The sequence below is a fragment of the Actinomadura fibrosa genome (genome assembly GCF_900659615.1).
Lineage (GTDB): Bacteria > Actinomycetota > Actinomycetes > Streptosporangiales > Streptosporangiaceae > Spirillospora > Spirillospora fibrosa.
Genome location: NZ_CAACUY010000058.1, coordinates 21,163 through 45,929, shown reverse-complemented (window position 1 = coordinate 45,929; position 24,767 = coordinate 21,163). Strand labels below are relative to the sequence as shown.

Sequence of the window (24,767 nt, the reverse complement as noted above, 5' to 3'; positions counted from 1 at the left end):
CTCGGGCCGGTCGCATTCGGGCCCGCCATGCTCGGACCGGCCGCGCTGGGGGCCGTCGCCTCATGCGGCGGCGGCGCGGGCGGCGGGGGCGGCGCGGGCGACTCGGACACGGCCGCGGCGGGTGCCGCGTTCGTCATCGTGGCCGGGTCCGGCGGCGGCGTCCGGAACTCGATGTGGGACGGCGACGGTGGCGCGGACCCCAGCGAAGGCGGAGACTGCACGGGTGCCGGGGACTGCGACGGGGTCGGCAGCAGGTCCGGGTACGGGGGCAACTCGGGCGATGCCTGGTCGGCGCCGAACTGGGCCGTCCATGGGAGGTCGTCGGGTGCGACAGCGGGCGCCGTCCCGGGATCCGGTGAGGTCTGGAGTTCGGCGGCCAGGTCGGTGACGGTCGCGGGCGGGTCGTCGACCTCGGCGGGGACGTCCTGGAGCGTCGCGGGCGGGTCGTCGACCGGCACGTCCTGCCAGGTCGCCGGGGGGTCGTCGGCGGGAGCGTCCTGGAGCGTGGCGTTCGGGTCGATCGGTTCGTCGACGGCGGTCGCTCCAGGGCCCGTGGCAGCGGGACCGGCGACGCCGGGGTTCGTCGCGGCGGGGCTCGTCGCGGCGGGGCCCGGCTCCGGCCCGTCGTCGTCCGGCCGGGTGTCCTCGCCGGGCCGGCCGGGGACGCGGAACTCGGCGGTGGTCTTGTGATCCGGGGGGACGTACCCGGTCTCCTCGCCGCTCAACTCGTCACCCTCCACTGTCGTCGATCTCAGTGAGTCCGACGACGGGCGGGGCGGATCGGTTCGTACGGGGCAGGCGCCTGTACGGATATATGCGGACGAGACGGACGGCCGACGAGGCCCCCGGGCCGGACCCTCAGGCGCTGCCGGCGGGCTCCAGGCCGCGCCGCGCCGCCTGGCGCTGGTGCCGGTTGAGCATGTCGGTGATCAGCTCGATGGCGTCCGGGGTCGTGGTGTCCTGGGCGCCGCTGAGCCAGCGGGTGGCCTCGGCGAGGAGGTCCTCGGCGGACTCGTCGGCCCGGCGGGCGTCGGCCATCCGGCCCAGGACGGCGCCGAGGCGCAGGGCGGCGTCGGCGCGGTCGGACTCCGCGGCGCGCCGGTACCAGCCGGCGGCCGACTCCAGGTCGCCCGCGCGCTCGTACACCTCGCCCAGGCCGAAGGCCACGTCCGCCCAGGACCCGTCCGTGGGACGCCCAAGGTCCTCGGGGCTCCAGGGGCGGACAGACATACGATCACTCCGGCGGGTCGGGAGAACGGGAGGCGGCGCGCGGGAACGTCACACGGGCCGTGCTGCACACCATGGTGGCCTCCGCGGCGGGAATCCGCCACCGGTTTCGGTGGGTTTGGCGAAATTTCTGCGCGCCGATGCCAGTACCACCGGAAACACGCCGTTCCATCCCCCATGGGGCGCGGACGCCCGCACCGCCCCTCGCGTCCCGTGCGCCGCCGTGCCGTCCGGAGTCCCGGAGGTCGCAGCCGGTACGGTGGCCTCGTCGAGACCACAGGAGGGGCGGCGTGTCCGTAGTCAAGATCAACGTGCTGACCGTGCGGCCGGAGATGCGCGCGGAGGTCGAGCGGCGCTTCGCGGGCCGGGCCGGGCTCGTCGAGTCCGCCGAGGGCTTCGAGGGCTTCGAGCTGCTGCGCCCGGTGGAGGGCTCGGACCGCTACCTGGTCTACACCCGCTGGCGGAGCGAGGAGGACTTCCGCCGCTGGACGGAGAGCCAGGCGTTCCAGCGCGGCCACGCCGAGGCCGCCAAGGACGCCGAGGCCCGCTCCGACGGCGCGGGCCACGGGCACGGGCATGGGCACGGCGGGCCCGCCGCGAGCGGCTCCGAGCTCTGGAGCTTCGAGGTCGTCGAGAGCGCCTCCCCCGAGCCCGCCGAGAGCTGACCCGACCGGACTTCGGCGGCCGCGGGACGGGTTCGTCCCGCGGCCGTCGCCTGTCTCGGGCCCCTCAGGACGCGACGAGGTCCTTGTAGTCGGGGTGCTTCTCGATCCACTTCGCGATGAACGGGCAGCGCGGGACCACCGAGAGGCCCTTGGCGCGGACGTCGTCCAGGGCGCCCCTGGCGAGGGAGCTGCCCACGCCCTTGCCCTCGAAGGCGGAGTCCACCTCGGTGTGGGTGAAGACGAGGCGGTCCGGCTGCGCGGTGTACTCCACGAATCCGGCGAGCTCGCCGTCCAGGCGGATCTCGTAGCGGTTCTGCTCGGCGTTGTCGGTGATCTCGGTGCTCATGCCCCGGTTAATGCCCGTCAGGGGGCGGACATTCCCGTCCCGGACCGCCGGCCTGGTCAGCCCGCCTCGTAGCCGGCGTGAAGCAGGCAGTACGTGACGGCCTCCTCCAGGGCCTGCCAGGAGGCGGCGATGACGTTGTCCTCGACGCCGACCGTGCCCCACTCGCGCTCGCCGTCGCTGGACTCGACGAGGACGCGGGTGCGGGCGTCGGTGCCGTGCGCGCCTTCGAGGATGCGCACCTTGTAGTCGACGAGCTCCAGCCGGGCCAGCTCCGGGTAGAGGCGGCCGAGAGCGATGCGCAGCGCGTTGTCGAGGGCGTTGACGGGGCCGTTGCCCTCGCCGGTGGCGATGATCCGCTCGCCCTTGGCGTGCAGCTTGACGGTGGCCTCGCTGACCATGGAGCCGTCGGGGCGGCGCTCCACGATCGACCGCCACGACTCGACCTCGAAGTGCCGCTGCCGGACGCCGGTCAGCTCCTCGCGCAGCAGCAGCTCGAACGAGGCGTCGGCGGCCTCGAAGGTGTAGCCGTTCGACTCCAGCTCCTTGACCCGGTCGACGACGGTCCTGGCCTTCTCGCCGGACAGGTCGTAGCCGAGCTCGCGGCCCTTCAGCTCGACGGAGGCGCGCCCGGCCATGCTGGAGACCAGCATCCGCATGTCGTTGCCCACGGTGGCCGGGTCGATGTGCTGGTAGAGGTTGGGGTCGACCTTGACGGCGGAGGCGTGCAGCCCGGCCTTGTGCGCGAACGCCGAGAGCCCCACGTAGGGCTGCTGGGAGCTCGGCGCCACGTTGGTGACCTCCGAGACGGCGTGCGCGATCCGCGTCATCTCGGCGAGCTGGTCGTCGCTGACGAGCCTCATCCCGCGCTTGAGCTGGAGGTTCCCGATGACGGTGAACAGGTTGGCATTGCCGCTGCGCTCGCCGTAGCCGTTCGCGCAGCCCTGGACGTGGGTGGCGCCGGCCTTCACGGCGGCGAGCGAGTTGGCGACCGCGCACCCGGAGTCGTCGTGGCAGTGGATGCCGACCCGGACGCCGAGCGAGACGACCTCGTGGACGACGTCGGCGAGCTCGTCCGGCAGCATGCCGCCGTTGGTGTCGCAGAGCGCGACGACGTCCGCGCCGGCCTCGGCGGCGGTGCGGACGGCCTCCAGCGCGTAGGCGCGGTCGGCCTTGTAGCCGTCGAAGAAGTGCTCGGCGTCCAGGAAGACCCGCTGGCCCTCCGCGCGCAGGTGGGAGACCGTGTCGCGGATCATCGCGAGGTTCTCCGCCAGGGTCGTGCGGAGGGCCAGTTCGACGTGCCTGTCGTGGCTCTTGGCGACCAGGGTCACGACGGACGCGCCGGAGTCGCGCAGGGCGGCCACCTGGGGGTCGTCGGCGGCCCGCACACCGGCCCGGCGGGTCGCGCCGAACGCGGTGAGCTGCGCGTGCCTCAGGTCGAGCTCGGTCCGGGCCCGCCTGAAGAACTCGGTGTCCTTGGGGTTGGCGCCCGGCCAACCGCCCTCGATGAAGCCGACGCCCAGGTCGTCGAGGTGGCGCGCGACGGCGAGCTTGTCGGGCACGGAGAGGTTCAGGCCCTCCTGCTGCGAGCCGTCGCGGAGCGTGGTGTCGTAGACGTGGAACGCGTCGCCTTGCATGATGTGAAACCCCCAGAAGTGGGCGATCAGCGCCAGGACACAAAAAAGACCCCTCACGGACGTGAGAGGTCTGCGCGCCGGCGTTGTCCTGTCAGATGCCGACGCGCCAGCCGATAATCACGAGGCTGCGGCGCATGATGCCGCCCAGTCTGCCACACCCGTCCCGGGAATGGGACATCCGTCCCGCATGGTGAGATGCGCGAGGGTCGGGCGGCCCCGTGGAGGCGCCCCCATCCACGAAGCTCCGAACATGCGAGCTTCACCCTCGTTTCGCGCTGGAAAAAGGGGGACAAGCATCCGCCAGTCGCCCCCGGCCGCCTCCGCCGGGCGCGCGGTCCGGGACCTGGCGGGGCCCGCGGGAAATAATTCCGACCAGCGAGTTCGCCGGTCGGGGGCCCGGTGCGCGGGGCCGGCGACCGGTCCCGCCGTCGCATCGACCTCGCTCGTCCGGCGGATCCGTCATGTCGCCCGCGGGGAACCCGGGCGACCGGACCTCCGAAGGGATCGTCGACATGCGCATGCGTGAAATCGGGCCGAAGGCCCTCGTCTCCGGCGCCGCCGTGGCCCTGGCGCTCGGCACGGCCGCCGCCGCGAACGCCGTCCCGGCGGGCGCCGCGACCGCGCGGCCGGCCGCCGCGCCGCCGGCGGTGCAGAAGTTCGTCTTCAGCAAGGAGCACCCGCGATTCGACTACAAGAACTCGATCGGCCGCTTCCACGCCCATGTCGCCCTGACCGGCAGGCACGCGAAGGGGTACCCGCTGTCGTGGCGGTTCGTCGTCAACGGCAGGAAGATGCGGGCCAAGCCCGGCACGAAGGCGATGTGCGAGGCCACCGGGCAGGACGGCAGGTACCGGGCCAAGGAGACCATCCGCCTCGGCCGCACCTGGCACGGCACGGTCCGGGGCCACGAGGCGGGCAAGCCCTACAAGATCGCGGGCGCCTGCGCGTTCCGCGTGGACGCGAACGGCAAGCCCGCGACCGCGGTCGCCACGTTCGCGCTGGAGTACACGATCAACCCGGACGCCAAGGAGGGCCACGGCCACGGGCACTGACGCCGTGACGTCCTGAGCCCCGGAAACACCGGACGGCGCGCTCCCCGATGTCGGGGGCGCGCCGTCCGGACGCGCACGATCAGACGATCTTGTGGACCCAGCCGTACGGGTCGGGGCGGGTGCCGTACTGGATGCCGATCAGCTCCTCGCGCAGCCGCATGGAGACCTCGCCCGGCTCGCCGTCGCCGATCGTCCACTCCCGGTCGGCGCCCTTCACGTGCCCGACCGGGCTGATGATCGCGGCGGTGCCGCAGCCGAACACCTCGGTGATCTCGCCCGAGGCGCAGCCGGCCTGCCACTCGTCGATGTTGATCCGGCCCTCCGCGGCGGGGATGCCGAGGTCGGGGGCCAGCTTGAGCATCGAGTCGCGGGTCACCCCGGCGAGCAGCGTCCCGGTGAGCGCGGGGGTGAGCAGCCGGGCCTCGGCGCCGGAGCCGTAGACGAACATGAGGTTCATCGAGCCGACCTCCTCGACCCAGCGGTGCTCCACCGCGTCGAGCCAGACGACCTGGTCGCAGCCCTGCGCGACGGCCTCGGCCTGGCCCGCGAACGAGGCCGCGTAGTTGCCGCCGAACTTGGCCTCGCCGGTGCCGCCGGGCGCGGCCCGCGTGTAGTCCTGGGAGAGCCACACCGAGACGGGCTTGACGCCGCGCGGGTAGTACAGGCCGGACGGCGACGCGATGACCATGAACAGGAACTCGTTCGCCGGGCTGTTCACGCCGAGGGCGCGGGTGGTGGCGAACATGAACGGCCGCAGGTAGAGGCTGTGGCCCTCCGCGTCGGGCACCCAGTCCCGGTCGGTGCGGACGAGGAGTTCGACGGCGTCCACGAAGAGCTGCTCGGGGATCTCGGGCATCGCCATCCGCGCGGCGGAGCGGTTCATCCGGGCGGCGTTCATGTAGGGGCGGAAGGTGACGATCGAGCCGTCGGGCTGCCGGTAGGCCTTGAGGCCCTCGAAGAGCTCCTGGGCGTAGTGGAACACCTGGCTGGCCGGGTCCATGGGGATGGGGCCGTAGGGCTCCAGCTTCGCGTCATGCCAGCCCCGGTCAGCGGCGTACCTGATCGTGATCATGTGGTCGGTGAAGTGCCGGCCGAAGCCCGGATCGGCCAGCACGCGGGCCCGCTCGTCGGCCGTCGCGGGCCGTTCGCAGGGCGTGATCTCGAAGTCCAGGGTGTCGCTCATCGCGGATGTCCTCTCGCGGATCGCCGGTGCCGCCCCGTTGCCGCTCCGGCTTCCATAATCCTTATTGTCGTACTTCGTCTAGACCTACTCCTCGGTCGCGGCGCACACGGAAACCGGGCGCGCCGTCGGCGCGCCCGGAGTGATCCCTGTTCAGGCCAGGAGGCGCGCCCCTAGCCGGATACTCGCTTGGCGATCGCGTCGCCGATCTGCGCGGTGGACCGGGCGCCGAGGGCGGCGCGCTCGGCCAGGTCGTCGGAGACGGCGGCCTCGACGCGGCGGGCCGCGTCGGCGGCGCCGACGTGGTCGAGCAGCATCGCGACCGACAGGATCGTGGCGGTCGGGTCGGCCTTGCCCTGGCCCGCGATGTCGGGCGCGCTGCCGTGCACCGGCTCGAACATCGATGGCGCGGTGCGGTCGGGGTTGACGTTGCCGGACGCGGCGAGGCCGATGCCGCCGGCGATCGCCGCGCCGATGTCGGTGATGATGTCGCCGAACAGGTTGTCGGTGACGACCACGTCGAACCGGCCCGGCTGGTTCACGAAGAACATCGTGGCCGCGTCGACGTGGCAGTAGTCTGTCGTGACCTGCGGGTACTCCTCACCGACCCGCTTGACGACCCGCTGGTACAGGTCGCCCGCGAACGTGAGGACGTTGTCCTTGTGGACGAGCGTCAGCTTCTTGCGCGGGCGGGACGCGGCGACCTCGAACGCGTACCGGACGACCCGCTCGACGCCGAAGGCGGTGTTCACGCTCTCCTGCGTGGCGACCTCCTGCGGGGTGCCCTTGCGCACGACACCGCCGACGCCGGTGTACGGCCCCTCGGTGCCCTCGCGGACGACGACCATGTCGATGTCGCCGGGCGTCACCCCCGCGAGCGGCGTCGCGACGCCCGGGAACAGCTTGACCGGGCGCAGGTTGACGTAGTGGTCGAGCTCGAAGCGGGCCCGCAGCAGCAGCCCCCGCTCCAGCGTCCCGCTCGGCACGCTGGGGTCGCCGACGGCGCCGAGGAGGATGACGTCCTGCCCGCGCAGCTCGTCCAGGACCGAGTCGGGCAGCGTCTCCCCCGTCCGGTGCCAGCGGGCGGCGCCGAGGTCGTAGGAGGTGCGCTCGAACGCGAGGCCGCTGGACGGGGCGACGGCGTCGAGGACCTTCAGCCCCTCGGCGACCACCTCGGGGCCGATCCCGTCACCCGGGATGATCGCCAGACGAATGCTGCGGGAAGCCATGGGCGCACTCTACTGCAAACGTCTCAGTGCTTGGGCTGAGGTCTCACATGGCGGGACACCGGTCTCGTCGCCGCAGGGCACCGCCCGGGAGCGGACTTGACGCGCACACCACCCAAAGGGGACGCTCTGGGCGACAAGTTCAGATACGAGGCGACGGTGCGCAGGAACTCTGGTGCGATTCCAGGACGGTCCCGCCACTGTGACCAGGGAGTCTCCCCCGCTCGCGACCACGGCCGGACATACCGGCTGGAAGGTCGGAGGGAGGCGCGGATCTGGGAGTCAGGACACTGACCCGTCGTCCTCCCGCTACCGGGGCGAGTGAACCCCGTGAGGAGACCCGACATGGCCCAGTCCGCCGTTCCGCCCGCCGGCACGTCCCCGCAGGCCCGGCCGGCCCCCGCGCCGCTGCGCGTGCCGATCCGCGAGATCCTCCCCTGGGCGGTCTTCGCCGTGGTCCTGGGCGCGGTCCTCATCTACTTCGTCGGCGCCGAGCAGGGCGCGACGTCCCTGTTCGGCGGCACGTGGGTGCACGAGTTCACCCACGACGGCCGGCACCTGCTCGGCTTCCCCTGCCACTGAGCCGCCGCCGATGATGAGATCACTGCTGGTCCGCGGCATGCTCGTCGGGCTCGCCGCGGCCGCGCTCGCCCTGGTCGTCGCCTGGATCTACGGCGAGCCCCAGGTCGGCCACGCCATCGCCTTCGAGGAGGCCCACGCCGCCCACGAGGGGCACGAGCCCGAGGTCGTCAGCCGCACCGTCCAGAAGACCGCCGGGCTGATCACGGCCATGGCCGTGTACGGGGTGGCGCTCGGCGGCCTGTTCTCGATCGCGTTCGCGTTCGCCCACGGCAGGCTCGGACGGCTCGGCGCGCGCGCCACGGCCGCCCTGGTCGCCCTCGCCGGGTTCGTCGCGATCGAGCTCGTCCCGTTCCTGAAGTACCCGGCGACCCCGCCGGCCGTCGGCGACCCCGAGACCATCGGGAGCCGGACGGCGCTGTACTTCGGCATGGTCGCGCTCGGCGTCCTCGCCACCACCGCGGCGGTGATCGTCTGCCGCCGGCTCGTCCCGAGGCTCGGCGCCTGGAACGCGGTCATCGCGTCCACCGCCGGGTTCGCGGTGGTCATCGGGCTCGTCTACCGGCTCACGCCCAAGCCGAACGCCATCCCCGAGCACTTCCCGGCCACCGTCCTGTGGGACTTCCGGATCGCCTCCCTGGGCGTCCAGCTCGTCCTGTGGGCGACGATCGGCCTCCTCTTCGGCTATCTCACCGAAAGGGCGCTCGCCCACCATCCGGCGCGTACCGCGGTTCCAGCGGGCACGTGACGCGTGCGCCCCGCCGCCTTTCGCTAGCGGCGGGGCAGCAGGGCGCAGTCGCCGCACATCTCGCCGCCCGGCGGCACCCGGTAGTACAGGCAGCAGCTCCGCCGGACGAAGCCGCGCGGCCCGAACGCCCCCGTGCCCGCCAGCGGCTCCAGCGCGAGCAGCTCGCGGACGACGGCGGCGCGGTCCGGATCGGGCGGGCCGACGTTGAGGCTTCCCGCGAGGGCGGAGGCGGCGTTCCCCCAGAGCAGTCCGTCCGCGAGGCGGACGAACCCGAGCATCGCCTCGCGCAGGGGGCGGAGCTGCCCGTCCACCACCGCGTCGCGGACGAGCGCGGCGGCCTCGCGCGCGCTCCCGGCCCGCCTGCCGGACGGCTCGGCCAGCCACAGCGCGACCGGGGCACCGGGCGCCCACCGCCAGTGCAGACCGGACAGATGCGGGACGACGCCGCGCGCGGCGGCCGCGACCATGGGCGACCACAGCCGCGACGCGAGCCCCTGGAAGAGGATGGACGCGGCGACGCGCCGCTCGTCCGTCCCGAGGCGCCGCGCGTACTGCCCGGTCAGGCCGATGAGCCGCTCCCGATCAGTCTCCGGAAACGGCCGCCACGTCGGATCGACCGACTCGTCCGGATCCGTGACGATCTCGAAGTAGGCCCCAAGCCGAGCGACGTCCCGCAGAACCGCAACGACCTCGTCGGCGCCGACGAAACTGTCGGCGGAGACGGCGTCAGCAGGCACCGCCCCATCTTAGGACCGTGGACGGCGACCTCAGGTTTCACGCGAGCGCGTTAACGACGCGGGGAGGCGAGGCCGAAGGCGAGCCTCCCCGCGGAGATCGCGAAGCGATGCAGCGCTCGCCCAAGCACGGTCAGGGGGCGAGCCGCCAGGCGAGCCCCCTGGGCCGGGATTGAAAAATCTACCGCCCGCCGTTGTCGCGGCGGTCGAGGGCCGTTTGCAGGGCGCGGGCGGCCTCTTCCTCGGCGTTCTCGGCGGGCGCGTTGGTCGGGATGGCGTCGTTCATGTGGGTGCTCCGAATCGCTGTGCTGTGGCGGGGAGGCCGCCGGGGAACCGTGGTTCGCACGGTCCGGCGCCGCGTCGAGGGCCGGCGGGTGCCCCGCGGCGGGGTGCCGGCCTGTCGATGGTTCAGGCCCCGGTGCGGCAGCGAAGGATCACTACGAAACGCCGCATGACTCCTGTCACGGTAACCCGCCGTCCCGCCGGGTGTCCCGGTCCGTGGCTTAAAATCCCGGTATGTGAGACGGCGGACACCGCCTCCCCGCGTCCTGGAAACGCGTCGGGCGGGCGTCCGGCGCGCTGCCGGACGCCCGCCCGTGGCGGTGCTGAGTGTCAGTTCTCCAGGTCCACCCGGCGGCCCATGTCGGCGCCGACCTCGGCGGAGATGGCGTCGACGAGCTGCGGCGCGATGGCCGAGTCGACGGTCAGCGCGATCAGCGCCTTGCCGCCCTTGGCGTCCCGGCCGACCTGCATGCCCGCGATGTTGACCTGGGCGTCGCCGAGCAGCTTGCCGACCGCGCCGACGATGCCGGGCCGGTCGACGTAGGAGAAGAACGCCATGTGCGCGGTCGGGACCAGCTCCATGTTGTAGCCGTTGATCTCGATGATCCGCTCGGCGTGCTTCGGGCCGGTGAGCGTGCCGGACACCGACACGACGGCGCCGTCGGCCATGGTGCCGCGCACCTGCACGACGTTGCGCCAGTCGGGGCTGTCCTCGCTGGTGGTGAGGGTGACCTCGACGCCGCGGTCGCGGGCCAGCAGCGGCGCGTTGACGAACGTCACGGCCTCCTCGGTCACGTCCACGAAGACGCCCTTGAGCGCGGCCAGCTCCAGCACCTTGACGTCGTGCTCGGCGATCTCGCCGCGGACCACCACGTCCAGCCGGACGGGGACGCCGCCGGCGAGGGCGGTGAAGATGCGGCCGAGCTTCTCGGCGAGCGGCAGGCCGGGCTTGACGTCCTCGGCGACGGCGCCGCCCTGGACGTTGACCGCGTCCGGGACGAACTCGCCGGACAGGGCCAGCTTCACCGAGCGGGCGACCTGGGTGCCCGCCTTCTCCTGCGCCTCGTGGGTGCTGGCGCCGAGGTGCGGGGTGACCACGACGGCGTCGTGGTGGAACAGGGGGCTCTCGGTGCACGGCTCGCTGCTGAACACGTCGATGCCGGCGCCGGCGACGCGGCCGTCCTTCAGCGCGAGGTCGAGGGCCTCCTCGTCGACGATCCCGCCGCGGGCGGCGTTGACGATCCGCACGCTCGGCTTGACCTGGTGCAGCTCGCGGTCGCCGATCAGGCCGAGCGTCTCCGGGGTCTTCGGCAGGTGGACGGTGATGAAGTCGCTCTCCCGGAGCAGCTCCTCCAGCGTGACGAGCCTCACCCCGAGCTGGGCGGCGCGGGCGGCCTGGACGTACGGGTCGAACGCGATGACGTTCATGTCGAACGCGGCGAGGCGCTGGGCGACCAGCACGCCGATGCGGCCGAGGCCGAGGACGCCGACGGTCTTGCCCTGGAGCTCGACGCCGGTGTACTTGGACCGCTTCCACTCGCCCTGCTTGAGGGCGGCGTGGCCCTGTGGCACGTTCCGGGCGGTGGCGAGCAGCAGCGCGATCGCGTGCTCGGCGGCGGTGACGATGTTGGAGGTCGGCGCGTTCACGACCATGACGCCGGCCTTGGTGGCGGCCTCCACGTCCACGTTGTCGAGGCCCACGCCGGCGCGGGCGACGACCCGCAGCTTCCGGGCGTGCTGGAACACCTCGGCGGTGACCTTGGTGGCGCTGCGGACGATCAGCGCGTCGACGTCGGCGACGGCCGGCAGCAGGAGCGCCTTGTCGCTGCCGTCGACGTGACGGACCTCGAAGTCGGATTCCAGCACGGCGATGCCGGCCGGGGACAGCTCTTCTGCGACGAGGACGACGGGCTTGCTCAAGGAACAGTCCTTCGGGAAGTCGGATATGCGGCTGATGTGCAGGTGAAGTCGCGAGTCACCTCGTCGTGCCCTCGCCCCCGCGGCGAGTCTATCCCCCGGCGGCCACGGGCTCGGCGGCAGCGGAAACACCCGCCGGTAACTCCACGGGCGTCCCGAGCGGCCTCACCTCCCGGACCACCGGACCTGAGGCGGCGCGTCCGCTTCCGGACGGCCCACCCGGGCCCGCCCGGCTCGGGTGACCCTGTTCACAGCGGGGCTCGGGTCAGGCCGCGCTCGGCTCGGGGATCGCGGCCAGGACGGACGCGACCCGCTCCGCGTCCCCCACGAGGATGTGCGGGACGTCCACGAACACCCGCAGCGGCCCGGACGGGAGCCCCAGCTCCTCGGCGACCTGGAGCTGGACGCCGCGCAGCGGGATGTAGGTCAGGTAGCCGCGGTAGACGTTCTGCGACCGGAACATCGCCGTCATGATCAGCCGGTAGTCGCGGATGCGGAAGGACAGCGCCGTCAGGCACGGCATGTCCTCGGCGGACTCCCCCGGGACCGTCAGCGAGATCCACGCGCTGGTCGTCCACGGCCGGGCCCGCAGCAGGTCGACGACCCAGGCGAGCTGATCCACGCCGCCGAGCTCGCGCAGCCGCGGTCCGTAGCGGCTCCGCCCGGCCCGGCGGGCGCGCTCCTGGCCCCGGTCGCCGATCCGCGTCCGGTCGCCGTACTCGCGCAGGATCGGGTCCTCCCAGCTCAGCGAGGCGACCTCGAAGAGCGTCGGCGGGCCCTCGATGATCGGTCCCTGGTCCTCCATGCCCGCCACGCCGGCGGACCAGACGTGCCGGAGCACGGCGATCCAGGCGCGGCCGCACGTCTCGAAGCGCCGGGCGTGCCGGCCCGCTGGCGCCGCCACGTCACGACTCCCCGCCATATTCCGCCCCATGACCGCCAATGCGGTACGGAGATTTACCTGCCTCGGGCATTGCCGCGCGGGGGATAAATTCCGGCGCGCGCGGCGCGCACCGCCCTGCCCTGTCCTCGGACTGCCTCACACCACTCATGTACTCCGCCCCAACGCCGGTCCGGCAGCGGTCACAGGGGTGGTGGCACGTGCTTCGCGCACCGGCCGCGGCCGTCGCGACTCCGTTCAAGTATCAGGCAAAGCAGACGAAAAGGATAGTCAGATTTATCCGCGGGGGAACCTTCACCCGCAATTTGACCCGCGTTCCAACAGAGGGTCACCGGACAATCTGTCCAAACGATCTGCCTTTATCGCCCTGGCGACCGACCGGTCACCAGGGGTCCGGCGCCGCCCGGTGCAGGACGACGTAGCCGTCCGCGCGGTAGACCTCCCGGTATCCCTGGGCGAGCAGCGACTCCACCCTGCCCCGCTGCTCGGCCACCGTCCGGAAGGGGAACTCCAGCCGCTCGACGTCGGCGACGACCCAGGGCGCCTGGCGCGACCGCCCGTCCCACAGCAGGACGCGCGCCCGGGGGCTCAGCGCCGGGCCGATCACGTTGGCCGACTCCACCAGCGCCCCGTCCGGGACCCGGGAGGCCGCCGCCTCGGCCGCGCGGGCCCGCTCGTTCTGCCGCCACAGTGCCGGATCGGCCAGATCGGCGAAGGCGAAGAACGGCACGGCGACAACGGCGGCCCCCAGGAGCCCGGCAGCGGGCAGCAGGGCCGGAATCCGCGCGCGGACCCGCGGCCCGAGCCGTCCGCGCAGCCGCACCGCGCCGTCCACCGAGGCGAGGACGAGCACGGCGACGATGAACGCGTTGTAGTGGTAGTGCGGCTCCCACCAGTTCTCGAAGCGGCTCGCGAGCATCCGCTCCGCCAGCAGGGGCACGGCGGTGAGCGTCAGCGGCGAGGCAAGGGGCAGCAGGAGCAGCGGCAGGACGAGCAGCGCCGTCGTCCACAGCTTGTGCGGCGGGGTGCCGAGGACGGACGCGACGTCCCAGGGGTGGGTCAGCGCGTGCACGGCGGCGTGCGGGAGGTCGGGACCGAGCGATCCGTAGGCCCAGTAGTAGTCGTTGTCGCCGCCGAACGCCGCGATGATCAGCCGGGAGGAGACCCATGTGGCGACGAGGCCGGCGACGATGTACGCGGCCCCCGCCCGCCGGTCCGCGCGCCGCGGGAGCCCCTCCTCCGGGCCGGGCTCGTCGCGGCGGGTCAGCAGGTAGAGCCCGAATCCCGCCAGCAGGAGGCCCATGTCCTCCTTGACCAGCAGAAGGACAAGCGCCGCCACCGCGGCCTGGCCCCGCCGTCCCGCGTCGTACCGCTCGATCATCAGCGCGGACAGCACGGGGACGAACGCGACCTCGTGGAAGTCGAAGGCGAGCGCCTCGGCGATGGGCCACGACAGCGCGTAGGCCCCGGCGGCGCAGTACGCGGCGCCCGCGCCGAGCCGTTGTCGCGCGTACCGCCAGATGGGAACGATCGCGAGCGCGAGCAGCACGGCCTGCGCCACCAGCAGCGTCCCGGGCCCGTCGTGCACCCAGTAGAACGGCGCGAGCAGCGCGAGGATCGGCGAGAAGTGGTCGCCGAGGATCGGGAAGTGCGGGCCGAAGCCGTTGTGCACGCCCTTCACGATCGCGACGGGGGCCTCGAAGCGGCTGTAGGAGCGGATCGCCTGGTCGAAGATCACCAGGTCGTAGCTGCTGGCGCGGAAGGCGCGCAGCCGCATCAGCGAGTACGCCGCGTACAGCGCGGCGGTCACCGCCACGAGCGCGCCCAGCGCCGCCCGGTCGCGCCGGCACCGCACCCGTCCCGCGCGGCCGGCCGCGGCCCCGTCCACGGCCCCCTCCACCACAACCGCCTCAGCCACGCGCCGGACGCTACCAGCAACCCGCCCCCGGCGAGTTCCGCCCCGACCTGGAGGCACGGGTGCGGGGTGGGTCAGGGGGTGGTGGATTCGCAGTGGTCGAGCCAGCGCACTTCGGCCTCCGCTTGGAGGATCATGGATTCGAGGACGAGGCGCCAGGCGCGGTCCTCCTGGCCGGCGGGGGGCCCGGGCGCGTCGGCCTTGAGGCGGGCGAGGTCCTGGAGGGTGCGGAGGGTGGCGGCGCGCTGGGTCTGGACGACCGCGCGGACGTCGGTGCCGGGCGTGGTGACCGCCAAGGCGAGCTTGATCGCCAGCTCGTCGCGGGGCCGGTCGGCGCGGGCGACGGGGCTCGCGAACCAGCGGCGCACGTCCTCCTCGCCCGCCGGGGTGACCCGGTAGACGAACCTGCCCTCCGCGTCGGCGCCGACCCGGGTGACCAGCTCGTCGCGTTCGAGCCGGGACAGCGTCGAGTACACCTGCCCGATGTTGAGCGGCCAGGTGGCGCCGGTGGACGCCTCGAACTCGGCGCGCAGCTGGTAGCCGTAGCGGGGCCCCTGGGAGAGCAGCGCCAGCAGGCCGTGACGGATCGACATGCCCACCAAGTATGCATACCCGGTATGGTCGAAGGCAATACCCGGTATGCATCCCCGGGGACACGCTCCCGAGATTTCCCTGTGTCCGACCGGCGCGCCGCCTAACGTGACGGTGTCCCGGCCGACGCGGCCCAGCCGACCAGGAGAGACGCCTTGACCTCGGAGAGCACCATCAGCGTCCTGCGCGACGTCCTGCGCGTGTACGACCACCGCTACCTCGACCTCGACGTCGGCCAGCGCGAGCGGCTGGTCGACGGCACCCGGCGGGTCCTCGGCGAGGAGGGGCTGAGCGACGACGCGCGGGCGGCGCTGCCCGCGTCCGTCCGGCTCCGGGCGTTCTGCATCCAGCACGGCTTGCGCGACGAGCTGGAGCGGCTGATCCGGGACGAGGCGGAGGGCAGCCTCGCGGGCGCCGTCGTGGTCGGCGGCCGGATCTACGCCATGTACCCCTACCTGCGCGGCGTGTCGCGGCAGGACGCCGACATCACCACCGAGGTCGGCGTCGACCACCGGCTCGACGCGGTCGGCTGGCAGGGCGGGCGGGTCCGGATCCGCGGCTCGGCGGCCCTCCAGCGCGTCGACACGCACCGGACGGAGGTGGACGTCGTCCTCCGGGAGCGGACGACCGGCAAGGAGCACCGCTTCCCCGGCGAGCCGCGCGAGCGGGACGGCGGTTTCGAGGCCGTCGCCGACCCGGCCGTGATCGAGCCGGGGCGCTGGGACGTGCACGTGGCGGCCACGTCGCTGGGGGTCACGCGGGAGGCCCGCTTCGGTTCGGTGCGGGCGGCGCGGGTGAAGACGTCGCCGCAGCGCCGGACGGCCCGTCCGGCGAAGGACGTGACGGTCTACTTCACGCGGGGCGGGCACCTGGCGCTGTCGGTGCACGAGGCCGCCGGCCGGCTGCCGCTGCGGATGCGGCTCAGGCGCGGGTTCGCCCGCTGACGCGCGCCGCCGGGCCGGGCGCCGCCGGGCCGGACGGGGGCCGCGCGGACCGGCCCGCCGGGCGAGGAACAGTGTGCTCGCCCGGCGGCGCGTGCCGGAGGCGGGATCAGTCGTCGATCCAGCTCATCATCGGGCGCAGCTCGGCGCCCGTCTTCTCGATCGGGTGCTCGGCGAGCTGCTCGCGGTACTTGCCGAACTGGGCCTGACCGCCCTCGAACTCCTCCACCAGCTCCTTGGCGTAGGCGCCGGACTGGATCTCGCCGAGGATCTTCTTCATCGCGGCCTTGGTCTCCGGCGTGATCACGCGCGGGCCGCGGCTGTAGCCGCCGTACTCGGCGTTGTCGGACACCGACCAGTACATCTTGGAGATGCCGCCCTCGTACATGAGGTCGACGATCAGCTTGAGCTCGTGCAGCACCTCGAAGTAGGCCACCTCGGGCTGGTAGCCGGCCTCGGTCAGCACCTCGAACCCGGCCTTGACCAGCTCGGACGCGCCGCCGCACAGCACGGCCTGCTCGCCGAACAGGTCGGTCTCGGTCTCCTCCGTGAAGGTGGTCTTGATGCCGCCCGCGCGGAGGCCGCCGATGGCCTTGGCGTAGGACAGCGCCAGCGGCCACGCGTTGCCGGACGCGTCCTTCTCCACGGCCACGATCACCGGCACGCCGCGTCCCGCGACGAACTGGCGGCGGACGAGGTGCCCCGGGCCCTTCGGCGCGACCATGGCGACGTCCACGCCCGCCGGCGGCTGGACGAGGTCGTAGCGGATGCTGAAGCCGTGCCCGAAGAACAGGGCGTCGCCCTCGACGAGGGCGGGCTTGATGTCCTTCTCGAAGATCTCCCGGTGGTGGTGGTCCGGGGCCAGCAGCATGATGAGGTCGGCCTCCTCGGCCGCCTCGGCGGGGGTGACCACGCGCAGCCCCTCGGCCTCCGCCTTCTCGCGGCTCGCCGACCCCTCGCGGAGCCCGACCCGCACGTCGACCCCGGAGTCGCGCAGGGAGAGCGCGTGCGCGTGCCCCTGGCTGCCGTAGCCGATGATCGCCACGTGCCGGCCCTGGATCACGCTCAGGTCGGCGGCGTCGTCGTAGAACATCTCAGCCACAGTGCTGCTGCCTTTCAGTGTTTGACGATGGGACGGCTCTGACGAGGGGACGGTCCCCTCAGGCGCTGCGCTCGATGGCCCGCAGCGACCGGTCGGTGATGGACCGGGCGCCGCGCCCGATGGCCACCATGCCCGACTGGACCATCTCCTTGATGCCGAACGGCTCCAGGATCCGGATGAAGGCGTCCAGCTTGTCGCGGTTCCCGGTCACCTCGATGGTCACGGCGTCCGGGGCGACGTCCACCACCTTGGCACGGAACAGCTGGACCGTCTCCAGGACCTGGGAGCGCGTCTCGGCGTCGGCGCGGACCTTCACGAGCACGAGCTCGCGCTGGACGGACGCCGACGGGTCCAGCTCCACGATCTTCAGGACGTTGATCAGCTTGTTGAGCTGCTTGGTGACCTGCTCCAGCGGCAGGTCGGCGACGTTCACCACGATCGTCATCCGGGAGATCTCCGGGTGCTCGGTCGTGCCGACCGCGAGGGACTCGATGTTGAAGCCGCGCCGGGAGAACAGGGCCGCGACCCGCGCGAGGATGCCGGGCTTGTTCTCCACCAGCACCGAGAGGGTGTGCAGGCTCATCGGGGTCAGTCTCCGTTCTCCCAGTCGGGGGCCATGTCCCGGGCGATCTTGATGTCGTCGTTGCCGGTGCCGGCGGCGACCATCGGCCAGACCATGGCGTCCTGGTGGACGACGAAGTCGATCACGACGGGGGCGTCGTTGATCTCCATGGCCTTCGCGATGACCGCGTCGACGTCCTCGGCCTTGTCGCAGCGCAGCCCGACGCAACCGTACGCCTCGGCGAGCTTGACGAAGTCCGGGATGCGCTTGGCCGCGTGCAGGTTGGTGTTCGAGTACCGCTCGTTGTAGAACAGCGTCTGCCACTGCCGGACCATGCCGAGGTTACCGTTGTTGATCACGGCGATCTTGACGGGGATGCCCTCGATCGCGCAGGTGGCGAGCTCCTGGTTGGTCATCTGGAAGCAGCCGTCGCCGTCGATCGCCCAGACCTGCGTGTCCGGCGCGCCGACCTTGGCGCCCATCGCCGCCGGGACGGCGTAGCCCATCGTGCCCGCGCCGCCGGAGTTCAGGAACGCGCCGGGCCGCTCGTACTTGATGAACTGCGCGGCCCACATCTGGTGCTGGCCGACGCCCGCGACGTAGTAGGCGTCCGGGCCGGCGAGCTTCCCGATGCGCTCGATGACGTACTGCGGGGACACCGACCCGTCGGACGGGGTGTCGTAGCCGAGCGGGTAGGTGTCGCGCCAGGCGTTGAGCTGCCGCCACCAGTCCTCGTACTCGCCCTTGCGGCCCGCCTCGTGCTCGTTCTGCAGCGCGACGACCAGGTCGGCGATGACCTCGCGGGCGTCGCCGACGATCGGGACGTCCGCGTGCCGGTTCTTGGAGATCTCGGCCGGGTCGATGTCGGCGTGGACGATCTTCGCGTGCGGCGCGAACCCGTCCAGCTTGCCGGTGACCCGGTCGTCGAACCGGGCGCCGAGCGCGACGATCAGGTCGGCGCGCTGGAGGGCGCCGACCGCGCCGACCGCGCCGTGCATGCCGGGCATGCCCATGTGCAGCGGGTGGCTGTCGGGCAGCGCGCCCTTCGCCATCAGCGTGGTGACGACCGGGGCGCCGGTCAGCTCGGCGAGCACCTTCAGCTCGGCGGACGCGCCGGCCTTCAGCACGCCGCCGCCGACGTACAGCACCGGGCGCTCCGCCTCGACGATCAGCCGTGCCGCCTCGCGGACCTGCTTGGAGTGCGGCCGGGTGACGGGGCGGTACCCGGGGAGCTGGAGCTGGACGGGCCAGGTGAAGTCCACGGTGGCCTGGAGGGCGTCCTTCGCGATGTCGACGAGGACCGGCCCGGGACGGCCCGTGCCCGCGATGTGGAACGCCTCGGCGATCGTCCGGCCGATGTCCTCGGCCTTGGTGACCAGGAAGTTGTGCTTGGTGATCGGCATCGTGATGCCGGCGATGTCGGCCTCCTGGAACCCGTCGGTCCCGATGAGGGAGGTCGCGACCTGGCCGGTGATCGCGACGATCGGCACCGAGTCCATGTAGGCGTCGGAGATCGCGGTCACGAGGTTCGTCGCGCCGGGGCCGCTCGTCGCCATGCACACCCCGACCCTGCCGGTGACCATCGCGTAGCCCTGGGCGGCGTGGCCGGCGCCCTGCTCGTGACGGACGAGGATGTGCCGCAGCTTCCTGGAGTCGAACAGCGGGTCGTAGGCCGGGAGGATCGCGCCCCCCGGGATGCCGAACACCGTGTCGACGCCGACGTTCTCCAGGGCGCGGACCAGCGCCTGGGCTCCCGTCATCTGTTCGGTCGTCATGATCTGCGTTTCCTTGGGAGAGAGTCTGGCTCGCCGGGCAACAAAAAACCCCCGCCGCCGGCAGGCGGTCGAGGGGAGGCGCGCAGGTCGGAGAGCTTGGTCAGCCTGCGCGCCGACCAAGTACTACGAGGATGATGGAAGTGCTCTGCACGGCATTCACTTTCGCCGACTTCCGGCCGCTGGTCAAATCCTTGGACATATTGTCTCAGCAGTTGAGACGTGCGGATGGTCCGGCGGCCCGGTCAGCCCGCCGGGAGCGGTAGCGGGACCTCACCGGGGAGCCCCTGCGTCCGGAGGTTCGTCCGCACCAGCGACTCCACCCGCGGCGCCGCCATCGGCCGCGCCACCAGGAACCCCTGGCCGCGCGGGCAGTCCATCGCGCGGAGCAGTTCGAGCTGCTCCGGCCGCTCGATGCCCTCCGCGACGACGGTCAGCCCGAGGTCGCGTCCCAGCCGGACGATCGTGCGGGTCAGCAGCGTCAGCGTCTCGTCCGAGCCGAGCCCGGCCACGAACGACGGGTCGATCTTGATGATGTCCACCGGGAGCTGCCCGAGGTAGGCGAGCGAGGCGTAGCCGGTGCCGAAGTCGTCGATCGCCAGCCGCACGCCGAGGTCGCGCAGGGCCGACAGGCGCGCCACGTTCTGGCCCGCGTCCTCGACCAGCACCTCCTCCCGCACCTCCAGCGTCAGCGCCTGCGGCGGCAGGCCCGTCTCCTCCAGCGCCGCCGCGACCGACTCCACGAACCGCGGCGCGCCGATCTGCCGCGCGGTGAAGTTGACCGACAGGCCGATGTCCCACGCGTCCCGCCGCCAGCGGGCCACCTCGCGGCACGCCTCCCGCAGCACCCAGTCGCCGAGCGGGACCATCAGCCCCGACTCCTCCGCCGGGCCGATGAACTCCTCCGGCGGCACCGACTCGTTGCCCCGCCACCAGCGCAGCAGCGCCTCCACCCCGGTCACCCGGGACGTCTGGAGGTCCACCACCGGCTGGAACTCCACCGCGAACTGCTCCTCCGCGAGCGCCCGCTGGAGGTCGCTGCCGAGCTCCAGGCGGCGGACGACGTCCGCGTGCATGTGCGGCGCGAACACCTCCACCCGGCCGCCGCCGAGCTCCTTCGCCCGCGCCATCGCGAGGTCGCCGTTGCGGATCAGGTCGGCGGCGGACCGGCGGAGCCGGCGCCCCGCCTCCGCGCCGGTGCCGAGCGGCGCCGCGGGCTGCTCCTCGTCCCCGGAGAACGCGATGCCGATGCTCGCGGTCAGCACGATGTGCTTGCTGCCCACCTGGTACGGGTCGATCGACAGCACCCGGAGCAGCCGGCCCGCGAGCTCCACCGCGGCCCGGGTCTCCCGGTCCTCGGCGGGGAGCTGCACCAGCACGGCGAACTCGTCCCCGCCCCAGCGCGCCACCGTGTCGTCGGCCTGCACGGCCGCGCGCAGCCGCCGCGCGGCCTGGGCGAGCACCTGGTCCCCCGCCGCGTGCCCGGCCGAGTCGTTGACGGCCGTGAAGCCGTCCAGGTCGACGAACAGCACGGCGATCTTGCCGCCCGCCCGCTGCCGGGACAGCACCTCCCGCGTCCGCTCCTCGAAATAGGAGCGGTTCGGCAGGCCCGTCAGCCCGTCGTGGAACGTCAGATGGGCGACCTGCCGCTGGAGCGCCGCCTGCTCGCTCAGGTCCCGCGTGGTGACGAGCAGCCGCCCCGGCGCCTCGCCCGTCCCGGCGTAGCGCGAGATCGTCGACTCGGTCGGCAGCCAGGTGCCGTCGGCGGCGCGGACGCGGCACGACACCCGCAGCGAGTCGGCCTCGGCCCCCTCGTCGAGGAACTCGGTGAACACGTCCTGGACGCGGGGCAGGTCCTCCGGGTGGATGATCTCGTGCAGGGGGCGGCCGAGCAGCTCCTCGGACGTGTACCGGTACGACCGGAGCGCACCCGCGCTGGCATACTGGACCGTGGCGTCCAGATCGCAGATCAAAACCGCGTCGTTGATGCTCTCCGACAGCGCCCGGAAGTGCTCCTCGCCCGTGTCGACGGCCCGCCGCAGCGCGTCGTTCTCCCGCAGCAGGCCCGCCAGCCGGGCGAGCAGCACCAGCGCCGCCGAGCCCGCGACGACCGGCACCACCGGCTCCAGGCCGTTACGGCCGGTCAGCGAGTGCCCGGCGACGAACAGCGCCGCCGCCGCGGCGACCGCCGCCGGTGCGAGCCCAGGCCCGATCATCCGCCCGCATCCGTCGTCCGCGGGCGCGGCGGTCTCGGGGACCACTCCCTCGGGGATGTCGTCGGTCTCCGCAGGTGCCACCCGCGAGGCCACCGCGGGACCCGTCCACGGCACGAGCAGCAGCAGAAGCAGCCCGGCGAGCCGCAGGATGTCGGCCGGATCGTCCTTCGGCGCGCCGCCGTCCAGCCGGACGACCGTGGTGACGACGTCGGCCACCGCGAACGCCCCGAGCGCGCCGAAGCCCATCCAGGCCAGCCGCCGGTGCCCCCGCGCGGCGCCCAGCACGAACGGCAGCGCCCCGCAGACCAGCACCGTGTCGATCAGCGGGTACAGCAGCTCCAGGAGGAACTCCGACGGCGACTCCCCCGTCTGGTGGTACAGCGACCCGAACAGCGCGACCCACCCGAGGACGAACAGCGCGCACGCGCACACGTAGGTGTCGGCGGCGTACCGCAGCCACGTCCCGACGTCGCGGGACAGCCTGATCGGCACGACCAGGCCCGTCACCAGCGCGGCGACGGCGGCCAGGTAGAACAGGTCGGGCACCGACAGCGACAGCGCGCTGCGGCTCACATGGTCGGACGCGGCGGTGCCGACGGCCCCCACGAACCAGCAGGACGCCGCGATCCCGTACCAGCGCCACGAGGCCCGCCAGATCCCGCCCGGGACGCCCTCCGCGAGGGCCCGGGCCGTCCCGGCGCCCTTCGGGACGCGGGACGACAGCAGCAGCGAGACGGCGGCGGCGCCCGCGGCGCCCGCCTCCGCCCAGGCGATGAAGGCCGTGCCGCCCCAGCCCGCCAGCGACCCGGCGGCGTACAGCACGCCCACCACCGCGGCCAAGGCGACCGGCAGCGCCCGCGGCGGTATCCGCCCGGCGTACTCGCCGCTCATCGCGTCCTGTGCCTTCCTGCCCCGAGGGGAGCGCTCGGCTCCTCGCGGGCGCCGCGCCGCGCCGGAGGAGAGGTGGGTCCGACGGCCTCACCGGTCGCTCGGATAACGCCCGGAAGGTCATGGACAGTGCCCCGCGCACGGTCCGCGCGGGGCGGCGGCGGGCGCGTCGGCTGCGCCGGCCGGGAATCAGCGACGTTGCTGCACTGCGGGATCACCGTGTCGCTCAATGTACGTTCCGTAGGTCACGGAGCGATTGAGGCTGGGCGTCCTCCCGGCGACGAAGGCCCGATCCGGCGCCCAGTCCGTACGTCCGAAACCCGAACGTCCTTCATGACCCACATCACATACCGTGACCATTTTCGCCCCTCCCGTGCGCCCGACATCCCCGCCGTCCCCCTCAGGAACGTGATCCCGCCACCCCGTGCTGCCATCCTGGAACGGACGGCCCGCCGCGTCCGTAATACACACGGGAGGCGTTCACATGAGATGGCATCTGATCGTCCCGGTCGCGGCCGCGCTGCTCCTCGCGGCGTGCTCCTCGTCCACGGACTCTCCTGATCAGGGTGCCCCGAGCACGCCCGCGCCACTCACGTCCGGCACGGCCACCGCCGCGCCCGGCACGCCGCGGACCCTGGTCACCGGCCTGGAGGTCCCCTGGGCGGTCGCGTTCCTCCCCGGCGGCGACGCGCTCGTCACCGAACGGGACAGCGCCCGCCTCCTGCGCGTCACGCCCGCGGGCCGCAAAACCGTCATCGGCAAGGTCCCGGGCGTCGCCCCCGAAGGCGAGGGCGGCCTCCTCGGCGTCGCCGTCTCCCCCGCCTACACCCGCGACCGCACGATCTACCTGTACTACACCGCCGCCCGCGACAACCGCGTCGTCAAGGCCACCTACGACGGACGCCTCGGCACCCCGCGCCCGATCATCACCGGCATCCCCAAGGGCGGCATCCACAACGGCGGCCGCCTCGTCTTCGGCCCCGACGGCATGCTGTACGTCACCACCGGCGAGACCGGCCAGGGCGGCAAGGCCCAAAACCGCGGCTCGCTCGCCGGTAAGATCCTGCGCGTCACCCCCGACGGCGCCCCCGCGCCCGGCAACCCGTTCGGCACCCGCGTCTGGACCTACGGCCACCGCAACGTCCAGGGCATCGCCTGGGACGGAGCGAAGCGACTCTTCGCCACCGAATTCGGACAAGATCGTTTCGACGAGATCAACCGCATCGAGAGGGGCCGAAACTACGGCTGGCCCGCCGTCGAGGGCATCGGCCACCGATCCGGCTACACCGACCCCCTGCTGACCTGGACGACCGACGAGGCGTCCCCGTCCGGCCTCGCCTACGCGAACGGCTCCCTGTGGGCCGCCGCCCTCGGCGGACGCCGCCTCTGGCAGGTCCCCCTGGACGGCCCCAAGGCCGGCCGGCCCGTCGCCCGCTTCGAGTCGGCCTACGGCCGCCTCCGCGCCGCCGTCCGCGCCCCCGACGGCTCCCTCTGGATCACCACCAGCAACCGCGACGGCCGCGGCGACCCCTCACCCGACGACGACCGCATCCTCGTCGTCCCGCTCGGCTAGTCCCACCAGAACCCCCACCGCGGGCAGTCCACGAGCCGCTCGGCGTACTTCCCGATGTCCCCGACGCCCTGCCAGATGTTGTCCGGACAGAACGCCAGATGCTCCACCGCCACGGCCCGCGCGTGCTCCAGCGTCATCGGCGGCGCCCCCACCGACAGCTCCAGCACGTCGAACCCCACCGCCACGACCCGGGTCCCGAACCGCTCCTCCCAGGACCGCACCACGGCCGAGATCATCGCGGTCCCCGTGTGGTTGCACGGCCCGCCCCACCCGGCGAGCGACAGCGCGTCCGCGCCCCGCGCCGCCGGCACCAGCCCCAGCAGCCACCGCGACCGCTCGGCGAACGCCTCCGCCACCATCTCCGCGCACGCGTCCGGACCCTCCACCTCGACCCCGGGCGCCGCGAGACCCGTCCACAACTCCCTCTCGTGCTCCGCGAGCAACTCCTGGAGCGTCTCCCCGGCGTCCAGCGCGTCGATCTCCTCCACCGGCGTGTACCCGAGCTCCCCGGCATGCCAGGGCCGCTCCGGATCCCCGTGGAGCGTGTCCAGCAGCAGCGGATACAGCCCCGTCCGCTCCCGCTCGCCGTATAGCCGGCACCACAGCCCGCCCAGATCGGGCAGCCGCTCGTCCGACACCCACAGCACCTCCCGGTCAGCGTCCCCGCCGAACCCGGGATCGGGCACGATCAACCGCCCCGCCGGCAACCCGTCCGG

General features: G+C 72.9%; 21 protein-coding genes, 1 pseudogene and 1 riboswitch. Of the genes and pseudogenes, 6 read left to right on the top strand and 16 right to left on the bottom strand.

Features of this window, described 5'->3' with window-relative positions; all coding sequences use genetic code 11:
* A pseudogene (locus tag E1300_RS21090) lies at positions 1-725 on the bottom strand (hypothetical protein); the annotation flags it as partial.
* Positions 726-858: 133 nt separating this feature from the next.
* The gene (locus tag E1300_RS21085) at positions 859-1,230 is read right to left on the bottom strand and encodes a tetratricopeptide repeat protein (RefSeq protein ID WP_131758750.1); all 372 of its coding nucleotides are present in this window, start codon (positions 1,228-1,230) and stop codon (positions 859-861) included.
* A 287-nt stretch (positions 1,231-1,517) separates the two neighbouring features.
* Between E1300_RS21085 and E1300_RS21080 the strand changes: the two genes are divergently transcribed.
* Positions 1,518-1,892: an antibiotic biosynthesis monooxygenase family protein gene (locus E1300_RS21080; protein WP_131758749.1), complete on the top strand. Its 375-nt coding sequence runs from the start codon at positions 1,518-1,520 to the stop codon at positions 1,890-1,892.
* 64 nt (positions 1,893-1,956) lie between these two features.
* Here the strand turns inward: E1300_RS21080 and E1300_RS21075 are convergent, their stop codons facing one another.
* Positions 1,957-2,238, bottom strand: coding sequence for a GNAT family N-acetyltransferase (locus tag E1300_RS21075; protein WP_131758748.1), 282 nt, complete (start codon positions 2,236-2,238; stop codon positions 1,957-1,959).
* 56 nt (positions 2,239-2,294) lie between these two features.
* Entirely contained in the window at positions 2,295-3,872 is a 1,578-nt protein-coding gene (gene cimA, locus E1300_RS21070; RefSeq protein ID WP_131758747.1) for a citramalate synthase, read from the bottom strand.
* Positions 3,873-4,384: 512 nt separating this feature from the next.
* Between cimA and E1300_RS21065 the strand changes: the two genes are divergently transcribed.
* Entirely contained in the window at positions 4,385-4,924 is a 540-nt protein-coding gene (locus tag E1300_RS21065) for a hypothetical protein (RefSeq protein WP_131758746.1), read from the top strand.
* Between the two features lie 79 nt (positions 4,925-5,003).
* On the opposite strand, the gene E1300_RS21060 is transcribed toward E1300_RS21065, so the two are convergent.
* Together E1300_RS21060 and E1300_RS21055 are read right to left on the bottom strand one after the other, a co-directional pair.
* Positions 5,004-6,107: a branched-chain amino acid aminotransferase gene (locus tag E1300_RS21060; RefSeq protein WP_131758745.1), complete on the bottom strand. Its 1,104-nt coding sequence runs from the start codon at positions 6,105-6,107 to the stop codon at positions 5,004-5,006.
* Positions 6,108-6,277: 170 nt separating this feature from the next.
* On the bottom strand, positions 6,278-7,333 hold the full coding sequence (locus tag E1300_RS21055) for a 3-isopropylmalate dehydrogenase (RefSeq protein ID WP_131758744.1): 1,056 nt from the start codon (positions 7,331-7,333) through the stop codon (positions 6,278-6,280).
* Positions 7,334-7,451: 118 nt separating this feature from the next.
* A riboswitch (cobalamin riboswitch) is annotated at positions 7,452-7,643 on the top strand.
* Between the two features lie 32 nt (positions 7,644-7,675).
* Here E1300_RS21055 and E1300_RS21050 point away from each other — a divergent pair.
* Together E1300_RS21050 and E1300_RS21045 are read left to right on the top strand one after the other, a co-directional pair.
* Positions 7,676-7,912, top strand: coding sequence for a CbtB domain-containing protein (locus E1300_RS21050; protein WP_131758743.1), 237 nt, complete (start codon positions 7,676-7,678; stop codon positions 7,910-7,912).
* A gap of 10 nt (positions 7,913-7,922) precedes the next feature.
* Complete coding sequence (locus tag E1300_RS21045; RefSeq protein WP_131758742.1) at positions 7,923-8,657, top strand: CbtA family protein; 735 nt, start codon at positions 7,923-7,925, stop codon at positions 8,655-8,657.
* A 23-nt stretch (positions 8,658-8,680) separates the two neighbouring features.
* Here the strand turns inward: E1300_RS21045 and E1300_RS21040 are convergent, their stop codons facing one another.
* The 5 genes from E1300_RS21040 to E1300_RS21020 form a co-directional block, all read right to left on the bottom strand.
* Entirely contained in the window at positions 8,681-9,394 is a 714-nt protein-coding gene (locus E1300_RS21040) for a (2Fe-2S)-binding protein (protein ID WP_131758741.1), read from the bottom strand.
* Positions 9,395-10,003: 609 nt separating this feature from the next.
* A complete protein-coding gene (gene serA, locus E1300_RS21035; RefSeq protein WP_131758740.1) occupies positions 10,004-11,593 on the bottom strand; it encodes a phosphoglycerate dehydrogenase in 1,590 nt (529 codons plus the stop codon).
* Between the two features lie 262 nt (positions 11,594-11,855).
* Positions 11,856-12,494, bottom strand: coding sequence for a thymidylate synthase family protein (locus E1300_RS21030; RefSeq protein ID WP_242619286.1), 639 nt, complete (start codon positions 12,492-12,494; stop codon positions 11,856-11,858).
* Between the two features lie 379 nt (positions 12,495-12,873).
* Positions 12,874-14,409, bottom strand: coding sequence for a DUF2079 domain-containing protein (locus tag E1300_RS21025; protein ID WP_242619285.1), 1,536 nt, complete (start codon positions 14,407-14,409; stop codon positions 12,874-12,876).
* A 71-nt stretch (positions 14,410-14,480) separates the two neighbouring features.
* Entirely contained in the window at positions 14,481-14,999 is a 519-nt protein-coding gene (locus tag E1300_RS21020) for a PadR family transcriptional regulator (RefSeq protein WP_131758738.1), read from the bottom strand.
* A 153-nt stretch (positions 15,000-15,152) separates the two neighbouring features.
* Between E1300_RS21020 and E1300_RS21015 the strand changes: the two genes are divergently transcribed.
* Entirely contained in the window at positions 15,153-15,941 is a 789-nt protein-coding gene (locus E1300_RS21015) for a hypothetical protein (protein ID WP_131758737.1), read from the top strand.
* Positions 15,942-16,047: 106 nt separating this feature from the next.
* On the opposite strand, the gene ilvC is transcribed toward E1300_RS21015, so the two are convergent.
* The 4 genes from ilvC to E1300_RS20995 all read right to left on the bottom strand — a co-directional run bounded on the left by ilvC (position 16,048) and on the right by E1300_RS20995 (position 22,481).
* Positions 16,048-17,031, bottom strand: coding sequence for a ketol-acid reductoisomerase (gene ilvC, locus E1300_RS21010; protein ID WP_131758736.1), 984 nt, complete (start codon positions 17,029-17,031; stop codon positions 16,048-16,050).
* Positions 17,032-17,098: 67 nt separating this feature from the next.
* A complete protein-coding gene (gene ilvN / locus E1300_RS21005) occupies positions 17,099-17,623 on the bottom strand; it encodes an acetolactate synthase small subunit (RefSeq protein ID WP_131758735.1) in 525 nt (174 codons plus the stop codon).
* Between the two features lie 5 nt (positions 17,624-17,628).
* Positions 17,629-19,497 carry an acetolactate synthase large subunit gene (locus E1300_RS21000; protein WP_278045372.1) on the bottom strand — a complete coding sequence of 623 codons (1,869 nt, stop codon included), beginning with the start codon at positions 19,495-19,497 and terminating at the stop codon, positions 17,629-17,631.
* 122 nt (positions 19,498-19,619) lie between these two features.
* Positions 19,620-22,481: a putative bifunctional diguanylate cyclase/phosphodiesterase gene (locus tag E1300_RS20995; protein ID WP_131758733.1), complete on the bottom strand. Its 2,862-nt coding sequence runs from the start codon at positions 22,479-22,481 to the stop codon at positions 19,620-19,622.
* A gap of 481 nt (positions 22,482-22,962) precedes the next feature.
* Between E1300_RS20995 and E1300_RS20990 the strand changes: the two genes are divergently transcribed.
* Positions 22,963-24,051, top strand: a complete 1,089-nt coding sequence (locus E1300_RS20990; protein WP_131758732.1) for a PQQ-dependent sugar dehydrogenase — start codon at positions 22,963-22,965, stop codon at positions 24,049-24,051.
* On the opposite strand, the gene E1300_RS20985 is transcribed toward E1300_RS20990, so the two are convergent.
* A complete protein-coding gene (locus E1300_RS20985) occupies positions 24,048-24,737 on the bottom strand; it encodes a DUF4253 domain-containing protein (RefSeq protein ID WP_207399875.1) in 690 nt (229 codons plus the stop codon). The two genes, E1300_RS20990 and E1300_RS20985, sit on opposite strands and share 4 nt — an antisense overlap.
* Positions 24,738-24,767 lie beyond the last annotated feature (30 nt).

What these genes read in the sequence shown, in the direction of transcription:
- E1300_RS21065 (WP_131758746.1), top strand. Translation starts at nt 4,385, where the DNA reads ATGCGCATGCGTGAAATCGGGCCGAAGGCCCTCGTCTCCGGCGCCGCC.
- cimA (WP_131758747.1), bottom strand. Translation starts at nt 3,872, where the DNA reads ATGCAAGGCGACGCGTTCCACGTCTACGACACCACGCTCCGCGACGGC.
- E1300_RS21085 (WP_131758750.1), bottom strand. Translation starts at nt 1,230, where the DNA reads ATGTCTGTCCGCCCCTGGAGCCCCGAGGACCTTGGGCGTCCCACGGAC.
- E1300_RS20995 (WP_131758733.1), bottom strand. Translation starts at nt 22,481, where the DNA reads ATGAGCGGCGAGTACGCCGGGCGGATACCGCCGCGGGCGCTGCCGGTC.
- E1300_RS21075 (WP_131758748.1), bottom strand. Translation starts at nt 2,238, where the DNA reads ATGAGCACCGAGATCACCGACAACGCCGAGCAGAACCGCTACGAGATC.
- E1300_RS20990 (WP_131758732.1), top strand. Translation starts at nt 22,963, where the DNA reads ATGAGATGGCATCTGATCGTCCCGGTCGCGGCCGCGCTGCTCCTCGCG.
- E1300_RS21050 (WP_131758743.1), top strand. Translation starts at nt 7,676, where the DNA reads ATGGCCCAGTCCGCCGTTCCGCCCGCCGGCACGTCCCCGCAGGCCCGG.
- E1300_RS21020 (WP_131758738.1), bottom strand. Translation starts at nt 14,999, where the DNA reads ATGTCGATCCGTCACGGCCTGCTGGCGCTGCTCTCCCAGGGGCCCCGC.
- E1300_RS21060 (WP_131758745.1), bottom strand. Translation starts at nt 6,107, where the DNA reads ATGAGCGACACCCTGGACTTCGAGATCACGCCCTGCGAACGGCCCGCG.
- E1300_RS21045 (WP_131758742.1), top strand. Translation starts at nt 7,923, where the DNA reads ATGATGAGATCACTGCTGGTCCGCGGCATGCTCGTCGGGCTCGCCGCG.
- ilvC (WP_131758736.1), bottom strand. Translation starts at nt 17,031, where the DNA reads ATGTTCTACGACGACGCCGCCGACCTGAGCGTGATCCAGGGCCGGCAC.
- E1300_RS21055 (WP_131758744.1), bottom strand. Translation starts at nt 7,333, where the DNA reads ATGGCTTCCCGCAGCATTCGTCTGGCGATCATCCCGGGTGACGGGATC.
- ilvN (WP_131758735.1), bottom strand. Translation starts at nt 17,623, where the DNA reads ATGAGCCTGCACACCCTCTCGGTGCTGGTGGAGAACAAGCCCGGCATC.